The 17,139-nt window shown below is 71.4% G+C and carries 14 protein-coding genes and 1 pseudogene; 10 read left to right on the top strand and 5 right to left on the bottom strand.

Annotated elements, in window-relative coordinates; genetic code table 11:
- Positions 1-206 precede the first annotated feature (206 nt).
- On the bottom strand, positions 207-2,852 hold the full coding sequence (locus tag HLK59_RS39880) for a DEAD/DEAH box helicase (RefSeq protein ID WP_171146542.1): 2,646 nt from the start codon (positions 2,850-2,852) through the stop codon (positions 207-209).
- A gap of 493 nt (positions 2,853-3,345) precedes the next feature.
- Between HLK59_RS39880 and HLK59_RS39885 the strand changes: the two genes are divergently transcribed.
- Complete coding sequence (locus tag HLK59_RS39885) at positions 3,346-4,083, top strand: ferritin-like fold-containing protein (protein ID WP_171146543.1); 738 nt, start codon at positions 3,346-3,348, stop codon at positions 4,081-4,083.
- A gap of 113 nt (positions 4,084-4,196) precedes the next feature.
- On the opposite strand, the gene HLK59_RS39890 is transcribed toward HLK59_RS39885, so the two are convergent.
- From HLK59_RS39890 to HLK59_RS39905, 4 genes are all read right to left on the bottom strand, one after another.
- Complete coding sequence (locus HLK59_RS39890; protein WP_171146554.1) at positions 4,197-4,466, bottom strand: hypothetical protein; 270 nt, start codon at positions 4,464-4,466, stop codon at positions 4,197-4,199.
- A gap of 207 nt (positions 4,467-4,673) precedes the next feature.
- The gene (locus HLK59_RS51545; RefSeq protein ID WP_171146544.1) at positions 4,674-4,901 is read right to left on the bottom strand and encodes a DUF3107 domain-containing protein; all 228 of its coding nucleotides are present in this window, start codon (positions 4,899-4,901) and stop codon (positions 4,674-4,676) included.
- A 136-nt stretch (positions 4,902-5,037) separates the two neighbouring features.
- Positions 5,038-5,679, bottom strand: a complete 642-nt coding sequence (locus HLK59_RS39900; protein WP_171146545.1) for a TetR/AcrR family transcriptional regulator — start codon at positions 5,677-5,679, stop codon at positions 5,038-5,040.
- 191 nt (positions 5,680-5,870) lie between these two features.
- Positions 5,871-6,089 (bottom strand): hypothetical protein, encoded by a 219-nt coding sequence (locus HLK59_RS39905; RefSeq protein ID WP_171146546.1) that lies wholly within the window; start codon positions 6,087-6,089, stop codon positions 5,871-5,873.
- A gap of 164 nt (positions 6,090-6,253) precedes the next feature.
- Here HLK59_RS39905 and HLK59_RS39910 point away from each other — a divergent pair, with 164 nt between their 5' ends.
- From HLK59_RS39910 to HLK59_RS39945, 9 genes and pseudogenes are all read left to right on the top strand, one after another.
- On the top strand, positions 6,254-7,300 hold the full coding sequence (locus tag HLK59_RS39910) for an alpha/beta hydrolase (RefSeq protein ID WP_171146547.1): 1,047 nt from the start codon (positions 6,254-6,256) through the stop codon (positions 7,298-7,300).
- 8 nt (positions 7,301-7,308) lie between these two features.
- A complete protein-coding gene (locus tag HLK59_RS39915; RefSeq protein WP_171146548.1) occupies positions 7,309-8,991 on the top strand; it encodes a DUF3152 domain-containing protein in 1,683 nt (560 codons plus the stop codon).
- A 55-nt stretch (positions 8,992-9,046) separates the two neighbouring features.
- The gene (locus HLK59_RS52515) at positions 9,047-9,139 is read left to right on the top strand and encodes an Ms4533A family Cys-rich leader peptide (RefSeq protein ID WP_346779921.1); all 93 of its coding nucleotides are present in this window, start codon (positions 9,047-9,049) and stop codon (positions 9,137-9,139) included.
- Positions 9,140-9,289: 150 nt separating this feature from the next.
- Entirely contained in the window at positions 9,290-11,008 is a 1,719-nt protein-coding gene (locus HLK59_RS39920; protein ID WP_171146549.1) for an ABC transporter substrate-binding protein, read from the top strand.
- Between the two features lie 4 nt (positions 11,009-11,012).
- On the top strand, positions 11,013-12,002 hold the full coding sequence (locus HLK59_RS39925) for an ABC transporter permease (RefSeq protein ID WP_171146550.1): 990 nt from the start codon (positions 11,013-11,015) through the stop codon (positions 12,000-12,002).
- Complete coding sequence (locus tag HLK59_RS39930; protein WP_171146551.1) at positions 11,999-12,997, top strand: ABC transporter permease; 999 nt, start codon at positions 11,999-12,001, stop codon at positions 12,995-12,997. Before HLK59_RS39925 ends, HLK59_RS39930 begins: the two co-directional genes overlap by 4 nt.
- Positions 12,994-14,847 (top strand): ABC transporter ATP-binding protein, encoded by a 1,854-nt coding sequence (locus HLK59_RS39935; protein ID WP_171146552.1) that lies wholly within the window; start codon positions 12,994-12,996, stop codon positions 14,845-14,847. The genes HLK59_RS39930 and HLK59_RS39935 overlap by 4 nt, the downstream gene beginning before the upstream one ends.
- 190 nt (positions 14,848-15,037) lie before the next feature.
- Positions 15,038-16,732: a DUF3492 domain-containing protein gene (locus HLK59_RS39940; RefSeq protein ID WP_346779922.1), complete on the top strand. Its 1,695-nt coding sequence runs from the start codon at positions 15,038-15,040 to the stop codon at positions 16,730-16,732.
- Positions 16,729-17,139, top strand: a pseudogene (locus HLK59_RS39945) (hypothetical protein); the annotation flags it as partial. The gene HLK59_RS39940 and the pseudogene HLK59_RS39945, both read left to right, overlap by 4 nt.

Here is a 17,139-nt window from a genome sequence, read left to right on the forward strand (position 1 = left end):
GTGTGAGGTGGGCCATGCGGGGGCCCTGGTGGGGCCTGGTGGAGCCCGGTGGGTCGGGCGGCACGCCCCTGGTTCATGTGAGGCGGGTTCCGCGGGGCGGAGCGGCCATGCGGGTGTGTGCGGGCCGGACTCGTTCTTCAGGAGCGGGCCGGAAACCGCCGACGGCCCGTCCCACCTGAGGTGGAACGGGCCGTCGGACGAGCGGGTCAGCTCTCCGTGGACTCCGCGGCGGCCGTGACCTTGCGGGTGCGGCGGCGCGGCTTGGTCTCCGGCTCCTCGGCGGCCTGGGCCGGGATGTCGGCGGCGGCGGCCGTCTTCCGCGTACGAGCCGGCTTGGCCTCGGTGGCGGCGGCGGTCTTGCGGGTGTGAGCCGGCTTGGCCTCGGTCGTCTCCGGGGCGGCGGCCGTCTTGCGGGTGCGGCGCGGCTTGGTCTCCGTGCCCTCGGCCGTGTCGACGGCGGTCTCGGCGGCGGCAGCCGTCTTGCGCGTACGACGCGGCTTGGCCTCGGTGACCTCCGGAGCCGCAGCGGCCTCGACGGTCTCGGCGACCTTACGGGTGCGCCGCGTCCGGGGCTTGGCCTCCGCGGCCTCGGCGGTGTCGACCACTGCCTCGGACGCCTCGGCGACCTTGCGGGTACGGCGGCGCGGCGCGGCGGCGGGGGCCTCGGCCGTGTCGACCGCGGTCTCGGCGGTCGCGGCCGTCTTGCGGGTACGACGAGGCTTGGCCTCCGTGCCCTCGGCCGTGTCGACGGCGGTCTCGGCGGCGGCTGCTGCCGTCTTGCGCGTACGGCGCGGCTTGGTCTCCGGCTCCTCCGCGGCCTGCGCCGGGATCTCGGCGACGGTCGCCACGGTCTCGGCGACCTTGCGGGTGCGGCGGGTCCGGGGCTTGGCCTCGGTGGCCTCGGCGGTGTCGACCGCGGTCTCGGCGGCGGTGGCGGCCGTCTTGCGCGTGCGGCGCGGCTTGGTCTCCACGGCCTCGGCGGTGTCGACGGCGGCCTCGGGAGCGGCGGCGACCTTGCGGGTGCGGCGCGGCTTGGCCTCCGTGCCCTCCGCCGTGTCGACCGCGGCTTCGGCGGCGGCAGCCGTCTTGCGGGTACGGCGGCGCGGCGCGGCGACGGGGGCCTCGGCCTCCGCGACCTCGACGACGGCCGGCGTCTCGACAGCGACCGTCTCCGCGGCCTTGCGGGTACGGCGGCGGGGCTTCGTCCCGGTGGCCTCGGCGGCGGGCGCCTCGGGCTCCTTGACCTCCGCGACGACCTCGACGGTGACCGGCGTCTCGACGACGGCGGTCTCCGCGGGCCTACGGGTACGGCGGCGGCGCGGCTTGGTCTCCGCGGCCTCAGCCGTGTCGACCGCGACCTCCGCGGCCTCGGACGCCGTGGCCGTGGTCGGCACCGACTCCAGCGAGGCGGCTCCGTTACGGGTGCGGCGACGGCGACGCGGGGTGCGGGACGCGGACGCGTCCTCGGTCACCGCGGTCTCCTCCGGCGCGGTCGTGCCCGCCGGTGCGGCGGTCCCGTCCAGCGGTGTGCCGTTGCGCGTACGACGGCGACGGCGCGGCGTACGGGCCGGGCGCTCGCGCTCGGCGGAACGGGACTCGTCCCGGCCACCGCGGCCACCCCGCTCGTTGCGGTCACCGCGACCGCGGCCACCACGGCCACCGGTCTCGCCCAGGTCCTCGAGCTCCTCCGCGTCGAGACCCGCGCGGGTGCGCTCGGCACGCGGCAGGACACCCTTGGTGCCCGCGGGGATGTTCATCTCCTCGTAGAAGTGCGGGGAGGTGGAGTACGTCTCCGGCGGGTCGTTGAAGTTGAGCTCCAGCGCCTTGTTGATCAGCTGCCAGCGCGGGATGTCGTCCCAGTCGACGAGGGTGATCGCGATGCCCTTCGCACCCGCGCGGCCGGTACGGCCGACACGGTGCAGGTACGTCTTCTCGTCCTCGGGGGACTGGTAGTTGATGACGTGCGTCACGCCCTCGACGTCGATGCCACGTGCGGCGACGTCGGTGCAGACGAGGACGTCCACCTTGCCGTTGCGGAACGCGCGCAGCGCCTGCTCGCGGGCGCCCTGGCCGAGGTCGCCGTGGACCGCGCCGGAGGCGAAGCCACGCTGCTTGAGCTGGTCGGCGAGGTCGGCGGCGGTGCGCTTCGTCCGGCAGAAGACCATGGCCAGTCCCCGGCCGTCGGACTGCAGTATGCGGGCGACCATCTCGGGCTTGTCCATGTTGTGGGCCCGGTACACGTGCTGCGAGATGTTCGCGACCGTCACGCCCTCGTCGTCCGGCGCGGTGGCGCGGATGTGCGTGGGCTGCGACATGTAGCGGCGCGCGAGACCGATGACCGCGCCCGGCATGGTCGCCGAGAACAGCATCGTCTGACGGCGGGCCGGCAGCATGTTGATGATCTTCTCGACGTCGGGCAGGAAGCCCAGGTCGAGCATTTCGTCGGCCTCGTCGAGGACGAGTGCCTTGATGTGCTTGAGGCTGAGCTTCTTCTGGCCCGCGAGGTCCAGGAGCCGGCCCGGGGTGCCGACGATCACGTCGACGCCCTTCTTGAGGGCCTCGACCTGCGGCTCGTACGCCCGGCCGCCGTAGATGGCGAGAACGCGTACGTTGCGGACCTTGCCCGCGGTCAGGAGGTCGTTGGTGACCTGCTGGCACAGCTCGCGCGTGGGGACGACGACGAGGGCCTGCGGGGCGTCGGTGAGGTCCTCGGGCTTCGCGCGTCCGGCCTCCACGTCGGCGGGGACGGTGACGCGCTCGAGGAGCGGGAGGCCGAAGCCCAGCGTCTTGCCGGTGCCGGTCTTGGCCTGGCCGATGACGTCCGTGCCGGAAAGGGCGACGGGGAGCGTCATCTCCTGGATGGGGAAGGGGTTGATGATGCCGACGGCCTCGAGGGCCTCGGCGGTCTCGGGGAGGATTCCGAGATCTCTGAACGTCGTAGTCAGGGTTTTGCCTCTTCTGTGTGCGCGGTGCGAGGCGAGCTCGGGGGTCGTCTAGGACCGTGCTGGGGACGTCGACCGCCTTACGGGGCTAGCCGTAACGGCACGGGACCTCTGCCGACGCTCAAGCGCTCGAACCGCTGAGGGTCCCTCCGGATGCCGTACGCACAGTGCCGTACGGCCAAGGAGAGCTGTCAGGTCGGAGCCGATCGGGCCACCGACCGGGCATCCTCATACGTGCGGCCTGTGGAGATACACAGTCCTTGTGGACGTGAGTACTCAGCAGGCGCATTACCACCATACCCCGGAAACGCGCACATGCGATGGCCGATTTGGTCACGTAGTCGTCGTCACACTGCTTCACCAGGGACTTCCGCCGCGCGGGGAGCGGGCTATTGTGCGCTTCATGACGACGCCTGACAACACCTCCGACGCTTCTCCCGAACCCACCGGAGTCGCCGCCCAGGACTGGGCGAAGGCCTCCGCCGAACCGCAGTACCGGGCCGCTGTCGTGGACCTGCTCGGCGCGCTCGCGTACGGGGAGCTGGCGGCGTTCGAGCGGCTCGCGGAGGACGCCAAGCTGGCGCCGACGCTGGCGGACAAGGCGGAGCTGGCCAAGATGGCGTCGGCGGAGTTCCACCACTACGAGAAGCTGCGCGACCGGCTGACCGAGATCGGTGCGGAGCCGACGCAGGCCATGGAGCCGTTCGTCGCCGCGCTGGACGGCTTCCACCGGCAGACGGCGCCCTCGGACTGGCTGGAGGGGCTCGTCAAGGCGTACGTCGGTGACTCGATCGCGAGTGACTTCTATCGCGAGGTCGCGGCGCGGCTGGACTCGGACACGCGCGAGCTGGTCCTGGCGGTGCTGGACGACACGGGTCATGCCGGGTTCGCCGTGGAGAAGGTGCGGGCGGCCATCGATGCCGACCCGCGCGTGGGTGGGCGTCTCGCTCTGTGGGCCCGGCGTCTCATGGGAGAGGCCCTGTCGCAGTCGCAGCGGGTCGTCGCGGACCGGGACGCGCTGTCGACGATGCTCGTGGGCGGGGTTGCCGACGGGTTCGACCTCGCTGAGGTCGGGCGGATGTTCTCGCGGATCACCGAGGCGCACACCAAGCGGATGGCCGCGCTGGGGTTGGCGGCCTAGCGCTCAGTGGGGGGTGCTTCCGCCGGTTGCGCGGCCGCGGGTGCGTGGGGGTGGTGCGCAGTTCCCCGCGTCCCTACCGGCGTCGCCCTGAAGGGTGTTGGGGAGTTCAGGTCCTACGCCGGTGCCGACCTGCGGCGGAGTCTTCCCGCTGGGCGGAGCAGGAGCGAGAGGGACGCGGCCGAGACGACCACCGCGCCGATCAGGTTCAGCAGGATGCTGCCCGCGCCCAGGGCGCTGTGTGTGACGAAGGCGCCGAACAGGGCGCCGGAGACGCCCGTCGCCAGTACCAGGGAGCGGGCGGGCAGGCGGTGGGCCAGCCGATGGGCTGCCACCGCGGCCAGGACGAGACCGAGCAGTGCGGAGCCGAGCGCTTCCAGCAACATCATTTGGGGTCCCTCCCACACGGTCACGCTGCGCAATGCGGTCGTAGCCCGTCTTACCCGTGACCTGCGGAATGCAATCCTCCTCTGTGGGTGACTTGTGCTCCATATGTGGAGAAAAAAATCTTGCGGAGCTTTGCCCGTACGCGCTCGTACGACGAGAAGGGCCCGGCGACTTCGAGTCGCCGGGCCCTTCTCGTATCCGTCCGTCTACAGCGCGCCGAAGCCCACCTTGCGCGGGGCCGGCTCGCCGAGCTCCACGTAGGCCAGGCGCTCCGCCGGGACCAGGACCTTGCGGCCGTGCTCGTCCGTGAGGCTCAGCAGCTGCGACTTTCCGGCCAGTGCCTCGGCCACCACGCGCTCGACCTCCTCGGCACTCTGACCGCTCTCCAGAACGATCTCGCGGGGCGCGTGCTGCACGCCGATCTTGACCTCCACGGCTATGTCCCTCCGACGGTCATAGAAGTGCGCGACCTTCCGCGCCGTACCCAGCACACATTAGCCCGGTGAGGGGACGTTCACGCTCCGCGCAAGAACGCCAGGAGCGAACAGCGGGCGGGAACAAAGTGTCGGGTCAGTGGGGATCGATGCCGTGCAGTGGGAAACCGGCGATGCCCCGCCATGCCAGGGACGTCAGCAGCTGGACCGCCTGATCGCGCGGCACGCTGCGGTCGCTGTGCAGCCAGGAGCGGGCCACGACCTGCGCGAGGCCGCCCAGGCCCGAGGCCAGCAGCATCGACTCCGCGCGCGAGAGGCCGGTGTCCTCGGCGATGACCTCGCAGATCGCCTCGGCGCACTCGGTCGTGACCTTGTCGACGCGCTCGCGCACGGCGGGCTCGTTGGTCAGATCCGACTCGAAGACCAGGCGGAAGGCGCCGCCGTCGTCCTCGACGTACGCGAAGTAGGCGTCCATGGTCGCCCGTACGCGCTGCTTGTTGTCGTTCGTCGACGCGAGCGCCTGCCGTACCGACTGGATCAGGGACTCGCAGTGCTGGTCCAGCAGTGCGAGATAGAGGTCCAGCTTGCCGGGGAAGTGCTGGTAGAGCACCGGCTTGCTGACTCCGGCGCGCTCGGCGATGTCGTCCATCGCGGCCGAGTGGTAGCCCTGCGCCACGAAGACTTCCTGTGCGGCGCCCAGCAGCTGATTCCGTCGGGCACGGCGCGGCAGGCGCGTACCTCGAGGGCGTGCCGCCTCTGTCTGCTCGATGGCTGTCACGCCGCCTCCCATAAGTCGTCCACTTGCGGTGTGCGCCGCGCCGCCATCGTACTTTTCGGTAACCGTGGTGTGCGCGGTGCGAGCGCAGAATTTCACGTACCGGACGGTGGCGATAGCCCCGCGAAGGTTTCAAAGGGGTACTTAGCGGGCAGTGCCGGTCGCGCTCCCGCTCGGTGATGTGTCCCGGGGCGTCACCGATAGTCGTCCTCGTCGATCCGTACGACACGGGCCTGTTCGATGAGGTCGGCCTCGTCGGCCTGGTCCGTGTCGACGCTGGTCAGGGGGTCGTCGCGGTCCTGGGAGACCTCCGCCTGCTGCTCGGCGGCGTCGTCCTCGGGGGCCTCGACGTCGAGCTCGACGTCACCGCCGCCGTCCTCGAAGGTGTCGGGGTCGCTGGGGTCGTAGGCCATCGCGGGCTCCCTTCCTAGAACGTCCCTGACCGATGCAGGGGGCCACGTGCGGGTGCCCTGCGTACGAGCCTAGGAGACACACGTTCCGGACGCTATGCGATGTGCGTGGTCCCTGTGACGGCGAACACATGAACCACTGCGTGATCGTCTCGTAACATTGCCGCATGTCTTCGACCGAGTTGCCGTCCGTACCGGCCGCCAATGTGCTCCCGAAGGTGACACCCGTCAGGGTGGCGGAGGGCGAGCGGCTCCGGTCGGTGGGGTTGCCGGGGATCACGCTGTCGGTCCGTTCGAGACCACCCGCGCGTGAGGGCCTGCCGCCCGCGCTCTATATCCATGGCCTCGGCGGTTCCTCGCAGAACTGGTCGGCGCTGATGGTGGAGCTCGAGGGTGTTCTCGACGGTGAGGCCGTCGACCTGCCCGGATTCGGGGACTCGCCGCCGCCTGACGACGGCGACTACTCGATCACCGCACACGCGCGTGCGGTGATTCGTTTTCTGGACGCCTCCGGCCGCGGGCCCGTGCATCTCTTCGGCAACTCCCTCGGCGGCGCGGTCTCCACGCGCGTGGCCGCGGTACGTCCCGACCTCGTGCGGACGTTGACGCTCGTGTCGCCGGCGCTCCCCGAGATCCGCGTGCAGCGCAGCGCGGTGCCCACCGCGCTCCTCGCGGTGCCGGGCGTGGCCGCGCTCTTCACCCGGATCAGCCGGGACTGGACGGCCGAGCAGCGCGTCAGCGGTGTCATGGCGCTCTGCTACGGCGATCCCGGGCGGGTCTCACCGGAGGGGTTCCGGCACGCCGTCGAGGAGATGGAGCGCCGGCAGCAACTGCCGTACTTCTGGGACGCGATGACGCGTTCCGCGCGCGGGCTGGTCAACGCGTACACGCTCGGCGGACAGCACGCGCTGTGGCGCCAGGCGGAGCGGGTCCTCGCGCCGACCCTACTCGTCTACGGCGGACGCGACCAGCTCGTCGGCTACCGCATGGCCCGCAAGGCGGCCCGGTCCTTCCGGGACTCCCGGCTGCTGAGCCTGCCGGAGGCGGGGCATGTGGCGATGATGGAGTATCCCGACGCGGTGTCCCGGGCCTTCCGGGAGTTCCTCGCGGAGACGGGGAGCTCCGAGGGTGAGGGCGGGTCCGTGGGGGCGTCCGGTGGTGTGGCCGGGTCCTCGGGTGCCGGTGCGCCCGAGACCGCGAGCGCGGGGAGCTGAGGGGCGGGGTGGGACGACACAGTCGCCGCCGCGGGTCTGCTCCCAAGAGTGACCCCGCGGACATAGCCGCAGGACGACGTGGCCGGGACGCCGAGGGCGCTCCGGGGCCTCAGGGTGCTCCAGGGCTTCAGAGCGCTCCAGGGCCCCAGGGTGCTTCGCCCCGGCAAGGAGCCGTACGGCCGCCGCAGGGCGCTCCGCCGCGACAGGGGACGCCGGCGCCGGGTGGGCCCTCGGTGTACGGGGATCCGGTCTACCGGGCGGTTCCGCAGGGGGGTCGGCGGTTCCCGGAGGGGGCGCCCGCGCAGGGGATGCCCCGGTACGCCGACGGGACTCCGGCGCGGGGGGTTCCGCGCTCGGCCGACGGGACGCCGGCTCATGGGGTGCCGCGGTACGCCGACGGGACGCCCGCGCAGGGTGTTCCGAGGTTCGCCGACGGCACCCCCGCCCATGGTGTGCCGCGTCTTCCCGACGGGACGCCCGCGCACGGCATGCCCCGGTTCCCCGACGGCACTCCTGCCCACGGCACGCCCAGGTTCGCCGACGGCACCCCCGCGCACGGCACCCCACGGGTCCGTGGCGGGCACCCCGAGCAGCGTGAAGCAGGCGGTGCATGGGGCGAGTCGGGGGCGCACGGCATGGCTGCCGCGCCCGGTGTCGCGATACCGCGGCAGCGGCAGGCGCCTCCCGGAGGCCCCCGGCAGACCGGGCAGGCGAGCCCTCGGCAGGACTATCTCGACGCCTTCGGGGACCAGGACGTCTTCGAGCCCCGCTCTCCTCAGGCGCCGGCCGACCCGTACGCGTCCGTCACCGACTGGCAGACCGCGCCACAGCCCCGTACCGCCGTCGACGACGAGCCGCCCACCGGCGAGCCCGCGCGGCAGAAGGGCGGCAAGGGGCGGGCCTTCACCGGCATCGCGGCGGCCGCCGTCACCACCGTGCTGGCCATCGTCGTCGCGGGACAGGTCGCCGACGGGCGGGACGACGACGCCGTACAGTCCCAGTCGGCCACCGACCAGGGGCGGGACGCCCGGGATTCGGCCTCGCGCTCGGACGGGCGGCCGACGCCGTCCTCGTCGCCGAGCGTGGCGACGCTGACGTACGAGCAGAAGATGGGCAAGACGTACCCGCTCAGCGCGAAGCTCGACGGGTCGGGGAAGTTCGACGCGGTCAAGGGCATCGACAAGGCGCCCGGCACGGGGCAGAAGTTCACCTACCGGGTGGATGTCGAGCAGGGGATCGGGCTGGACGGCGAGCTGTTCGCCGAGGCCGTGCAGAAGACGCTCAACGACGACCGGAGCTGGGCCCACAACGGGGCCCGTACCTTCGAGCGCATCTACTCCGGGAAACCCGACTTCGTGATCACGCTCGCCAGTCCGGGGACGACCGCGGAGTGGTGTGCGAAGTCCGGTCTGGACACCACCGTGGACAACGTGTCCTGCAATTCGACCGCCACCGACCGCGTGATGATCAACGCGTACCGGTGGGCTCAGGGGTCCAAGACCTACGGTGATCAAATTCACGCCTATCGGCAGATGCTGATCAATCACGAGGTCGGTCACCGGCTCGGCTACCAGCATGTGACCTGCGACAAGAGCGGCGAACTCGCGCCGGTGATGCAGCAGCAGACCAAGTTCCTGACCTATCGCGGAGTCACCTGCAAGCCCAACCCCTGGGCATACCCCGGTAGTTGACGGGGCCCCGGATGTCGCGTTGACATGCGCAGAAAAGTCGTACATATTGCTGCGCATGTCGACCCGTCACGCCTCCGTACGCGCAGCCATCGAGCTGACGCTCATCGGTGTGACCGCTCTGTGCGTGGCCGACATCCACTGTCGCTGACGTCCGCCCTCTGGCGTTCGCGTCGCGATCTCTTCCTTTTCCCGTGACCCTCCGTCGCGGCTTTCCGACGACCTGACGCCCGGGCAGACGTCTGTTCATTTTCGTCTCACTCCTCGTCTATCTGTCTCGCCATTCGAGAGGTCGTCTCCGATGCGTCAACCGTCTGTCATAGCGCGCCGCGTGGCCGCGGTGTCCGTAAGCCTGGTTCTGGCAGCGGGCGCCGCCGCCTGCGGGCCGGATGACAACGATGCCAAGGGCTCCGGTGGTGACTCCACGCCCCACAAGGGCGGCACCCTGACGGTTCTGAACTCCAACCCGCAGCAGGACTTCGACCCGGCCCGTCTCTACACCTCGGGCGGCGGCAACGTCCCGTCCCTGGTGTTCCGTACGCTCACCACCCGCAACCGCGAGAACGGTGAGGCCGGCGCCGAGGTCGTCCCGGACCTCGCGACCGACACCGGGCGCCCCAACAAGGACGCGACCGTGTGGACGTACACCCTGAAGGCGGGGCTGAAGTACGAGGACGGCACCGCGATCACGTCCGGCGACATCAAGTACGGCATCGAGCGGTCCTTCGCCCCCGAACTCTCCGGTGGCGCCCCCTATCTGCGGGACTGGCTGGTCGGCGCCGCCGACTACCAGGGGCCGTACAAGGACAAGGGCGGGCTCGACGCGATCGGGACGCCGGACGACCGGACCATCGTCTTCCATCTGAACAAGCCCGAGGGCGAGTTCCCGTACCTGGCCACGCAGACGCAGTTCACGCCGGTGCCGAAGGCCAAGGACACCGGGACGAAGTACGAGGAGCACCCGATCTCGTCCGGCCCGTACAAGGTCGTCAAGAACGAGAACGACGGTGAGCACCTCGTCCTGGAGCGCAACACGTACTGGTCCGCCTCGACGGACGCCGAGCGCAAGGCCTACCCGGACACGGTGGATGTGCGGTCGGGGCTCGACTCCTCCGTGATCAACCAGCGGCTGTCCGCGTCTCAAGGGGCGGACTCGACGGCCGTCACCACGGACACCAACCTTGGGCCCGCCGAGCTCGCCAAGGTGACGGGCGACAAGGAGCTGGCCGCGCGGGTCGGTACCGGTCACTTCGGCTACACGAACTACATAGCGTTCAACCCGACGGTCAAGCCGTTCGACAACGCCAAGGTGCGGCAGGCGATCTCGTACGCCGTCGACCGCTCTTCGGTCGTGAACGCCGCCGGAGGGTCGTCCCTCGCCGAGGCCGCGACCACCTTCCTGCCGAACCAGAAGTCCTTCGGGTACGAGGACTACGACCTGTTCCCGGCGGGCGCGTCCGGCGACGCGGCGAAGGCCAAGGAGCTGCTGAAGGAGGCCGGTTACGCGGACGGGCTCACCGTCACGCTGACCCACTCCAACGCCAAGGACTTCGAGACCAGCCCGGAGATCGCGACCGCGATCCAGGACGCGCTCAAGAAGGCCGGTATCACGGTCAAGCTCCAGGGTCTGGAGGACAACGACTACTCCGACAAGATCCACAACGTGAAGACGGAGCCCGGCTTCTTCCTCGCCCACTGGGGTGCGGACTGGCCGTCCGGCGGTCCCTTCCTCGCCCCGATCTTCGATGGTCGACAGATCGTGAAGGACGGCGCGAACTTCAACACGGGCCTGTTGAACGACAAGTCGGTCAATGCCGAGATTGACGCGATCAACAAGTTGACCGATCTTGACGCTGCCGCCAAGCGGTGGGGTGCGCTGGACAAGAAGATCGGCGAGCAGGCGCTGACCGTGCCGCTGTTCCACCCCGTCTACAAGCGCCTGGTGGGCAAGGACATCAGGAACGTCGTGATCAGCGACTGGACCGGTGTGCTGGACATCTCGCAGGTCGCGGTGAAGTAGCGCCGTGAGCGAGGCACTTGTCGCCACCCAGGCCCCCGGGGCGTCCACCGCCCCGGGGGCTTCGGGGGCCCGTCGGTTCTGGCGGCGGCTGCGGACGCAGCGCGCCGCCCTCGTCGCGGCGGCCGTCGTCGCGCTGCTCGTCCTGGTCGCGCTCGCGGCACCGCTGCTGACCGCCCTGGAGGGCCAGGACCCGACCACCTACCACCCCTCGCTGGTCGACTCCGCGCGCGGTGGCGTGCCCGTCGGCTCCTTCGGGGGCATCAGCGGCGACCACTGGCTCGGCGTCGAACCGCAGACCGGACGCGACCTGTTCGCGCGGCTCGTCTACGGCGCTCGGGTCTCCCTGGGCGTCGCGCTGGCCGCGACCGTCGTACAGGTGTTGATCGGCGTCCTGGTGGGCGTGACGGCCGCACTCGGCAGTCAATGGGTTGATCAACTGTTGAACCGGCTCACCGACATCATCGTCGCCCTGCCCCTCATGATCATGGCATTGGCCCTGCTCGCCATCGTGCCGTCGGACTTCCCGCGGCCCGTCCTGGTCGCCCTCGTCATCGGCCTCATCGCCTGGGGCAACATCGCGAAGATCACGCGCGCGCAGACCCTCACCCTCAAGGGGTTCGACTACGTCTCCGCGGCCCGGCTCAGCGGCTGGAGCACCTGGCGGATCGCCCGCCGGGAACTGCTACCCGGGCTCGCCGCGCCGGTCATCACCTACGCGGCGCTCCTCGTCCCGATCAACATCACCGTCGAGGCAGCGCTGTCCTTCCTCGGCGTCGGCGTGAAACCCCCGACGCCGTCGTGGGGACAGATGCTCACCGCCGCCGACGTCTGGTACCAGGCGGCCCCGCAGTACCTGCTGCTGCCCGCGGGCGCGCTCTTCGTGACCGTGCTGGCCCTCACCGTCCTCGGTGACGGCGTCCGCACGGCGCTCGACCCGCGCGCGGCCTCACGTCTGCGCGTCGGAACGGGCCGCAAGAGGGAGGCCAAGGCATGAGCGGCTTCACCGGCTTCGCGCTGCGCCGCCTCCTCGGCGCCCTGATCACCCTGTTCGCCATCTCGGTGATCGTCTACGTCGTCTTCTACGTCACCCCCGGCAACGTCGCCCAGATCACCTGCGGCCCGCGCTGCTCGCCCACCCAGGTGCAGCAGGTCGCCGACCAACTGCACCTGAACGACCCGCTGTACACGCAGTACTGGCACTTCCTTCAGGGGCTCGTCGCCGGTCAGGACTACTCGACCGGCACGTCCGTGGAGCACTGCTCCGCGCCCTGCCTCGGGCTGTCGTACCAGAGCGACCAGCAGGTCACCCAGCTGATCCTGGCCAAGCTGCCGGTCAGCCTGTCGCTGGTGTTCGGCGCGATGGTGCTGTGGCTGGTCCTCGGTGTCGGCACCGGCGTGCTGTCCGCGTGGCGGCGCGGCCGGCTCACCGAGCGGGTCCTGACCGGCATCACGCTCGCGGGCGTGGCCACGCCGGTCTTCGTCATCGGCCTGGTCCTGATGATCGTCGTCTGCGGGCAGCTGCAACTGCTGCCGTTCCCGCAGTACGTGAACCTCACCGACGACCCCGAGCAGTGGGCGTGGAACCTGCTGCTGCCCTGGCTGTCGCTGGCCCTCATCGAGGCGGCCGCGTTCGCGCGCCTCACGCGCGCGTCGATGCTGGAGACACTCGCCGAGGACCACATCCGCACCTTCCGCGCGTACGGGGTGGGGGAACGGTCGATCATCGGGCGGCACGCGCTGCGCGGGGCGCTCGCGCCGGTCATCGCGCTCAACGCCAACAACTTCGGCGGCGCGGTCGGCGGCGCGGTGCTCACCGAGACGCTCTTCGGCCTGCCCGGCATCGGCCAGGAGCTCGTCCACGCCGTCAATGTGGTCGATCTGCCGGTCGTGGTCGGCATGGTCCTGGTCATCGGCTTCTTCGTGGTCGTCGCCAACGCCGTCGCGGACGTGCTGTACGCGGTGGCCGACCGACGGGTGGTGCTCGCATGAGTCTGGTGAACGTCAGGGACCTGACGGTCGAGTTCGGCGAGCTGCGGGCCGTCGACGGACTCTCCTTCCGCCTGGAGCAGGGCGCCGCCCTCGCTCTGGTCGGTGAGTCCGGCTCCGGCAAGTCCACGGTCGCGTCCGCCCTGCTGGGGCTGCATCGCGGCACGGGTGCGAGGGTCGGCGGCGCGATCGAGGTCGCCGGTGTCGACGTGCCGGCGGCGTCGGACGAGGAGCTGCGGCGGCTGCGGGGCGCGAAGGCCGCCATGGTCTTCCAGGACCCGCTGTCCTCCCTCGACCCGTACTACGCGATCGGCGACCAGATCGCCGAGGTGTACCGGGTGCACGCGCGCGTGTCGCGACGAGCCGCACGCGCGCGTGGGGTGGAGGTGCTGGAGAGGGTAGGAATTCCGGACGCGGTGAGGCGATCCCGGTCCCGTCCGCACGAGTTCAGCGGCGGCATGCGCCAGCGCGCGCTCATCGCCATGGCGCTGGCCTGCGAACCGGACCTCCTGATCGCCGACGAGCCGACCACCGCCCTCGACGTCACCGTCCAGGCCCAGATCCTCGACCTGCTGCACACGCTGCGCGAGGAGACCGGCATGGGACTGCTGCTCGTCACACACGACGTGGGCGTGGCCGCCGAGAGCGTCGACGAGGTGCTGGTGATGCGGCACGGGCGCGTGGTCGAGCACGGGGCGGTCGGGGACGTGCTGACGGCGCCTTCCGAGACGTACACGCGGGAGTTGCTGGGGGCGGTGCCGCGGGTGGACGCGCGGCGGCGGGCGGTGACCTTCGTACGGGCGCCTGGGGTGGCCGGGAAGGCTGGGGCGGCCGGCGCGCAGGGTGCGTCGGATGCCGGGTCACAGGCTCTGGAGGTCGGCTCGCGGGCGGCGTCCAGGACAGCCGGGGTGCCGTCCTGCGACGGTCCCGCGGCGTGGTCGAGCACGACTGGCACCGCCTCGGACGGGCTGTCGTCGGCGGCTGCCGGGCCGGCCTCGGACGCGGCCCCCGCATCATCAGGCTCGCCCTCGGAATCGCCGGGCTTGTCCTCCGAGGCGCCTGCGCGGCCCACCGGTGTCGTCCTCGAAGCGCACGGTCTGCGGCGGGAGTTCGGCCGCGGCAAGCGGGCGTTCGTGGCCGTGGACGACGTGTCGCTGACGATCCGCCGCGGGGAGACCCTCGGGATCGTCGGGGAGAGCGGCAGCGGCAAGACGACGCTCGGGCGCATGCTGGTCGGGCTGCTGGAGCCGACGGCGGGAGAGATCAGGCCCGGTGGCGGGGTGCGCCCGGACGTGCAGATGGTCTTCCAGGACCCCGTCTCCTCCCTCAACCCCCGCCGCAGCGTGGGCGAGTCGATCGCCGACCCGCTACGCGCGCGTGGCGAGAAGGACGAGGGGCGCGTCCGGGGGCGCGTGACGGAACTGCTGGAGCGCGTGGGGCTCGAAGGGGCGCACTACGAGCGCTATCCGCACGAGTTCAGCGGCGGACAGCGCCAGCGCGTGGGTATCGCGCGGGCGCTCGCCGCCGACCCGCGCGTCATCGTGTGCGACGAGCCGGTCTCCGCGCTCGACGTGACGACCCAGGCCCAGGTGGTCGCCCTGCTCGGCGAGTTGCAGCGCGAACTCGGGCTCGCGCTCGTCTTCGTCGCCCACGACCTCGCCGTGGTACGGCAGGTCAGCGACCGGGTCGCGGTGATGCGCCGCGGCCGGATCGTCGAGTCGGGGCCCGCCGACGAGGTGTACGACGACCCGCGGGACCCGTACACCAAGCAGCTCCTGGCGGCCGTACCGGCGCTCGATCCCGAGGTGGCCGCGTGGCGCAGAGCGGCACGCAGGGAACTGGCCGCCACCTGACGCAACGTGACTCCTTGATCTCGTAGCGCGATCGAACGCGGCCCGCACGGGAAAGTTACGACCGTTCACCCCTTTTGGTGGCGCGATGGACAACCGTCCATCGCGCCACCGTCATGTCCGCATACGTTCGTCCCGCTGCGAGCCGCCGGACCAACGGCGGCTCCCCATACGGGAGATCGGGGGTGCGCTCGTGCGCATCGGACTGCTTACGGAGGGTGGCTATCCGTATGTGAGCGGTGACGCCAGGCTCTGGTGCGACCGGCTCGTGCGCGGGCTCGGGCAGCACGAGTTCGACATCTATGCGCTCAGCCGCAGCGAAGAGCAGGAGGACGAGGGCTGGGTCCCGCTTCCTTCGCAGGTCAGCCGGGTGCGGACGGCGCCCCTGTGGACGGCCGAGGACGACGGCGTCGGGTACGGGCGCCGCGCGCGCCGACGGTTCGCCGAGTGCTACGGCGAGTTGGCGGCCGTACTGTGCGCGGGCCGCTGCGAGGGGCCGTCGGCCCTTGAGGCGGACCGTTTCGGCAGCGCCCTGTACGGTCTCGCCGAACTGGCCCGCGACGAGGGCGGGCTGGTGGGGGCGCTCCGCTCCGAGGCGGCCGTAAGTGCCCTCGAACGCGCCTGTCGTGCGCCGGGTGCCGCACGCCCGGCCCGCGAGGCGCGCGTACCCGATCTGCTCGCCGTGGCCGCCCACCTGGAACGCGCGCTGCGCCCCCTGTCCCTCGACTGGTACGAGGACGACGGGCTCGGCTCGGTCGACCTGTGCCACGCGGCCTCCGGCGGTCCGGCCGCTCTGCCCGGACTGCTCGCCCGCCATTTCTCCGACGTCCCCCTGCTGGTGACCGAGTACGGGGTGCAGCTGCGGACGCACTACCTGTCCGCCACGGAGGCCTCGCCGTCGGTGCGGTCGCTGCTCGCCGCCTTCCATGGCCGCCTCGCCGCCGAGATCTACGGCCGCGCCGCACTCGTCACCCCCGGCAACACACACGCCCGCCGCTGGCAGGAGCGCTGCGGCGCCGACCGCGACAAGATCCGCACGGTCTATCCGGGCATGGACGCCGCCCGCTTCGCGGAGGTCGGCGAGTCCCCGGAGTGCGCGGACCCCGACACCCTGGTCTGGGTCGGCCGTATCGAACCGACCAAGGACCTCATCTCCCTTCTGCACGCCTTCGCGGAGATCCGCAAGGAGGAGCCGAAGACCCGGCTGCGGATCATCGGTGTGCCCGCCGGACCCGAGGGCACGGCCTACCTCGGCCATTGCAAGGCGCTGGCCGCGCAGCTGTTCCCGGACGAGGCGGACGGCCTGCACGCCGTCGGCGACAACCCGGTCTCCTTCGGGGAGATCGGCGGCCCGGAGGTCCCCGCCCTCGCCGACGCGTACGCGTCGGGCGCCGTGACCGTCCTGTCCAGCGTTGTCGAGGGCTTCCCGATCAGCCTGGTGGAGGCCATGTTCTGCGGCCGCGCGACCGTGTCCACGGACGTGGGGGCGGTGGTCGAGGTCATCGGCGGCACCGGGCTCGTCGTACCCCCGCGCAATCCGCGGGCGCTCGCCGAGGCGTGCGTGACCCTGTTGCGCGACCCCGAGCGCCGTGAGCGCCTGGGCGCCGCCGCACGCGCGCGGGCGCTCGAACTGTTCACCGTCGACCAGAACATCACGGCATTTCACGGCATTTACCTGGAGATCGTCTCGCGTCACCCGGTCCGCCGGGTCGTCCTCGACGACAGCACCGGAGAACCGCTCCCGTTCGCCGTCCCCGCCGAGGCCCACATGCCGGGCCGCTGGACGGACTCCGGGGCACGGGTCGTGGCGCGCGGCGGCCCCGGCTGGGCGGCAGGCCCTCCGGTACGCGCCAACACCCCGCTGCCCGCCACGGAGGGAGCGCGATGAGCGACCTCGGCGAACTGGACCGTCCCGGCACCCCGGCCAGCCCCGGCCCGTGGGACGCGCGGTCGCAGGAGTGGCTGGTGGGGGACGGCGACGAGGGCGAGGGCATTGAAGCCGACGGCGACGAGGGGAAGGGTGCCCAGGCCGACGAGGGCGAGGGTAAAGGTGCCCAGGCCGACGACGGCGAGGGTGTCGAGGTCGACGGCACCGAAACCGTCGTAGCCACCGGGGACGAGGACCGCAAGACCGCCCGCGCACCCGAAGCCCCCTCGGCGCGCAGACAGCCTCCCGCGCCCCGCCGTGCCGCCGCGGACCCCGTGAAGGCCCTGATCCACCGCCATCGCGAGCTGTGCGAACGGGCCGTGGGCCTCCAGGCCCGCCGCGATCTCCAGGGGGTCCACGGCCCGTTC

It is taken from the genome of Streptomyces sp. S3(2020), from assembly GCF_013044505.1.
GTDB lineage: Bacteria > Actinomycetota > Actinomycetes > Streptomycetales > Streptomycetaceae > Streptomyces.

Coding starts and splice junctions, on each gene's coding strand:
- HLK59_RS39880 (WP_171146542.1), bottom strand. CDS start 2,852: ATGACGCTCCCCGTCGCCCTTTCCGGCACGGACGTCATCGGCCAGGCC.
- HLK59_RS39885 (WP_171146543.1), top strand. CDS start 3,346: ATGACGACGCCTGACAACACCTCCGACGCTTCTCCCGAACCCACCGGA.
- HLK59_RS39890 (WP_171146554.1), bottom strand. CDS start 4,466: ATGTTGCTGGAAGCGCTCGGCTCCGCACTGCTCGGTCTCGTCCTGGCC.
- HLK59_RS39905 (WP_171146546.1), bottom strand. CDS start 6,089: ATGGCCTACGACCCCAGCGACCCCGACACCTTCGAGGACGGCGGCGGT.
- HLK59_RS39910 (WP_171146547.1), top strand. CDS start 6,254: ATGTCTTCGACCGAGTTGCCGTCCGTACCGGCCGCCAATGTGCTCCCG.
- HLK59_RS52515 (WP_346779921.1), top strand. CDS start 9,047: ATGTCGACCCGTCACGCCTCCGTACGCGCAGCCATCGAGCTGACGCTC.
- HLK59_RS39920 (WP_171146549.1), top strand. CDS start 9,290: ATGCGTCAACCGTCTGTCATAGCGCGCCGCGTGGCCGCGGTGTCCGTA.
- HLK59_RS39930 (WP_171146551.1), top strand. CDS start 11,999: ATGAGCGGCTTCACCGGCTTCGCGCTGCGCCGCCTCCTCGGCGCCCTG.
- HLK59_RS39935 (WP_171146552.1), top strand. CDS start 12,994: ATGAGTCTGGTGAACGTCAGGGACCTGACGGTCGAGTTCGGCGAGCTG.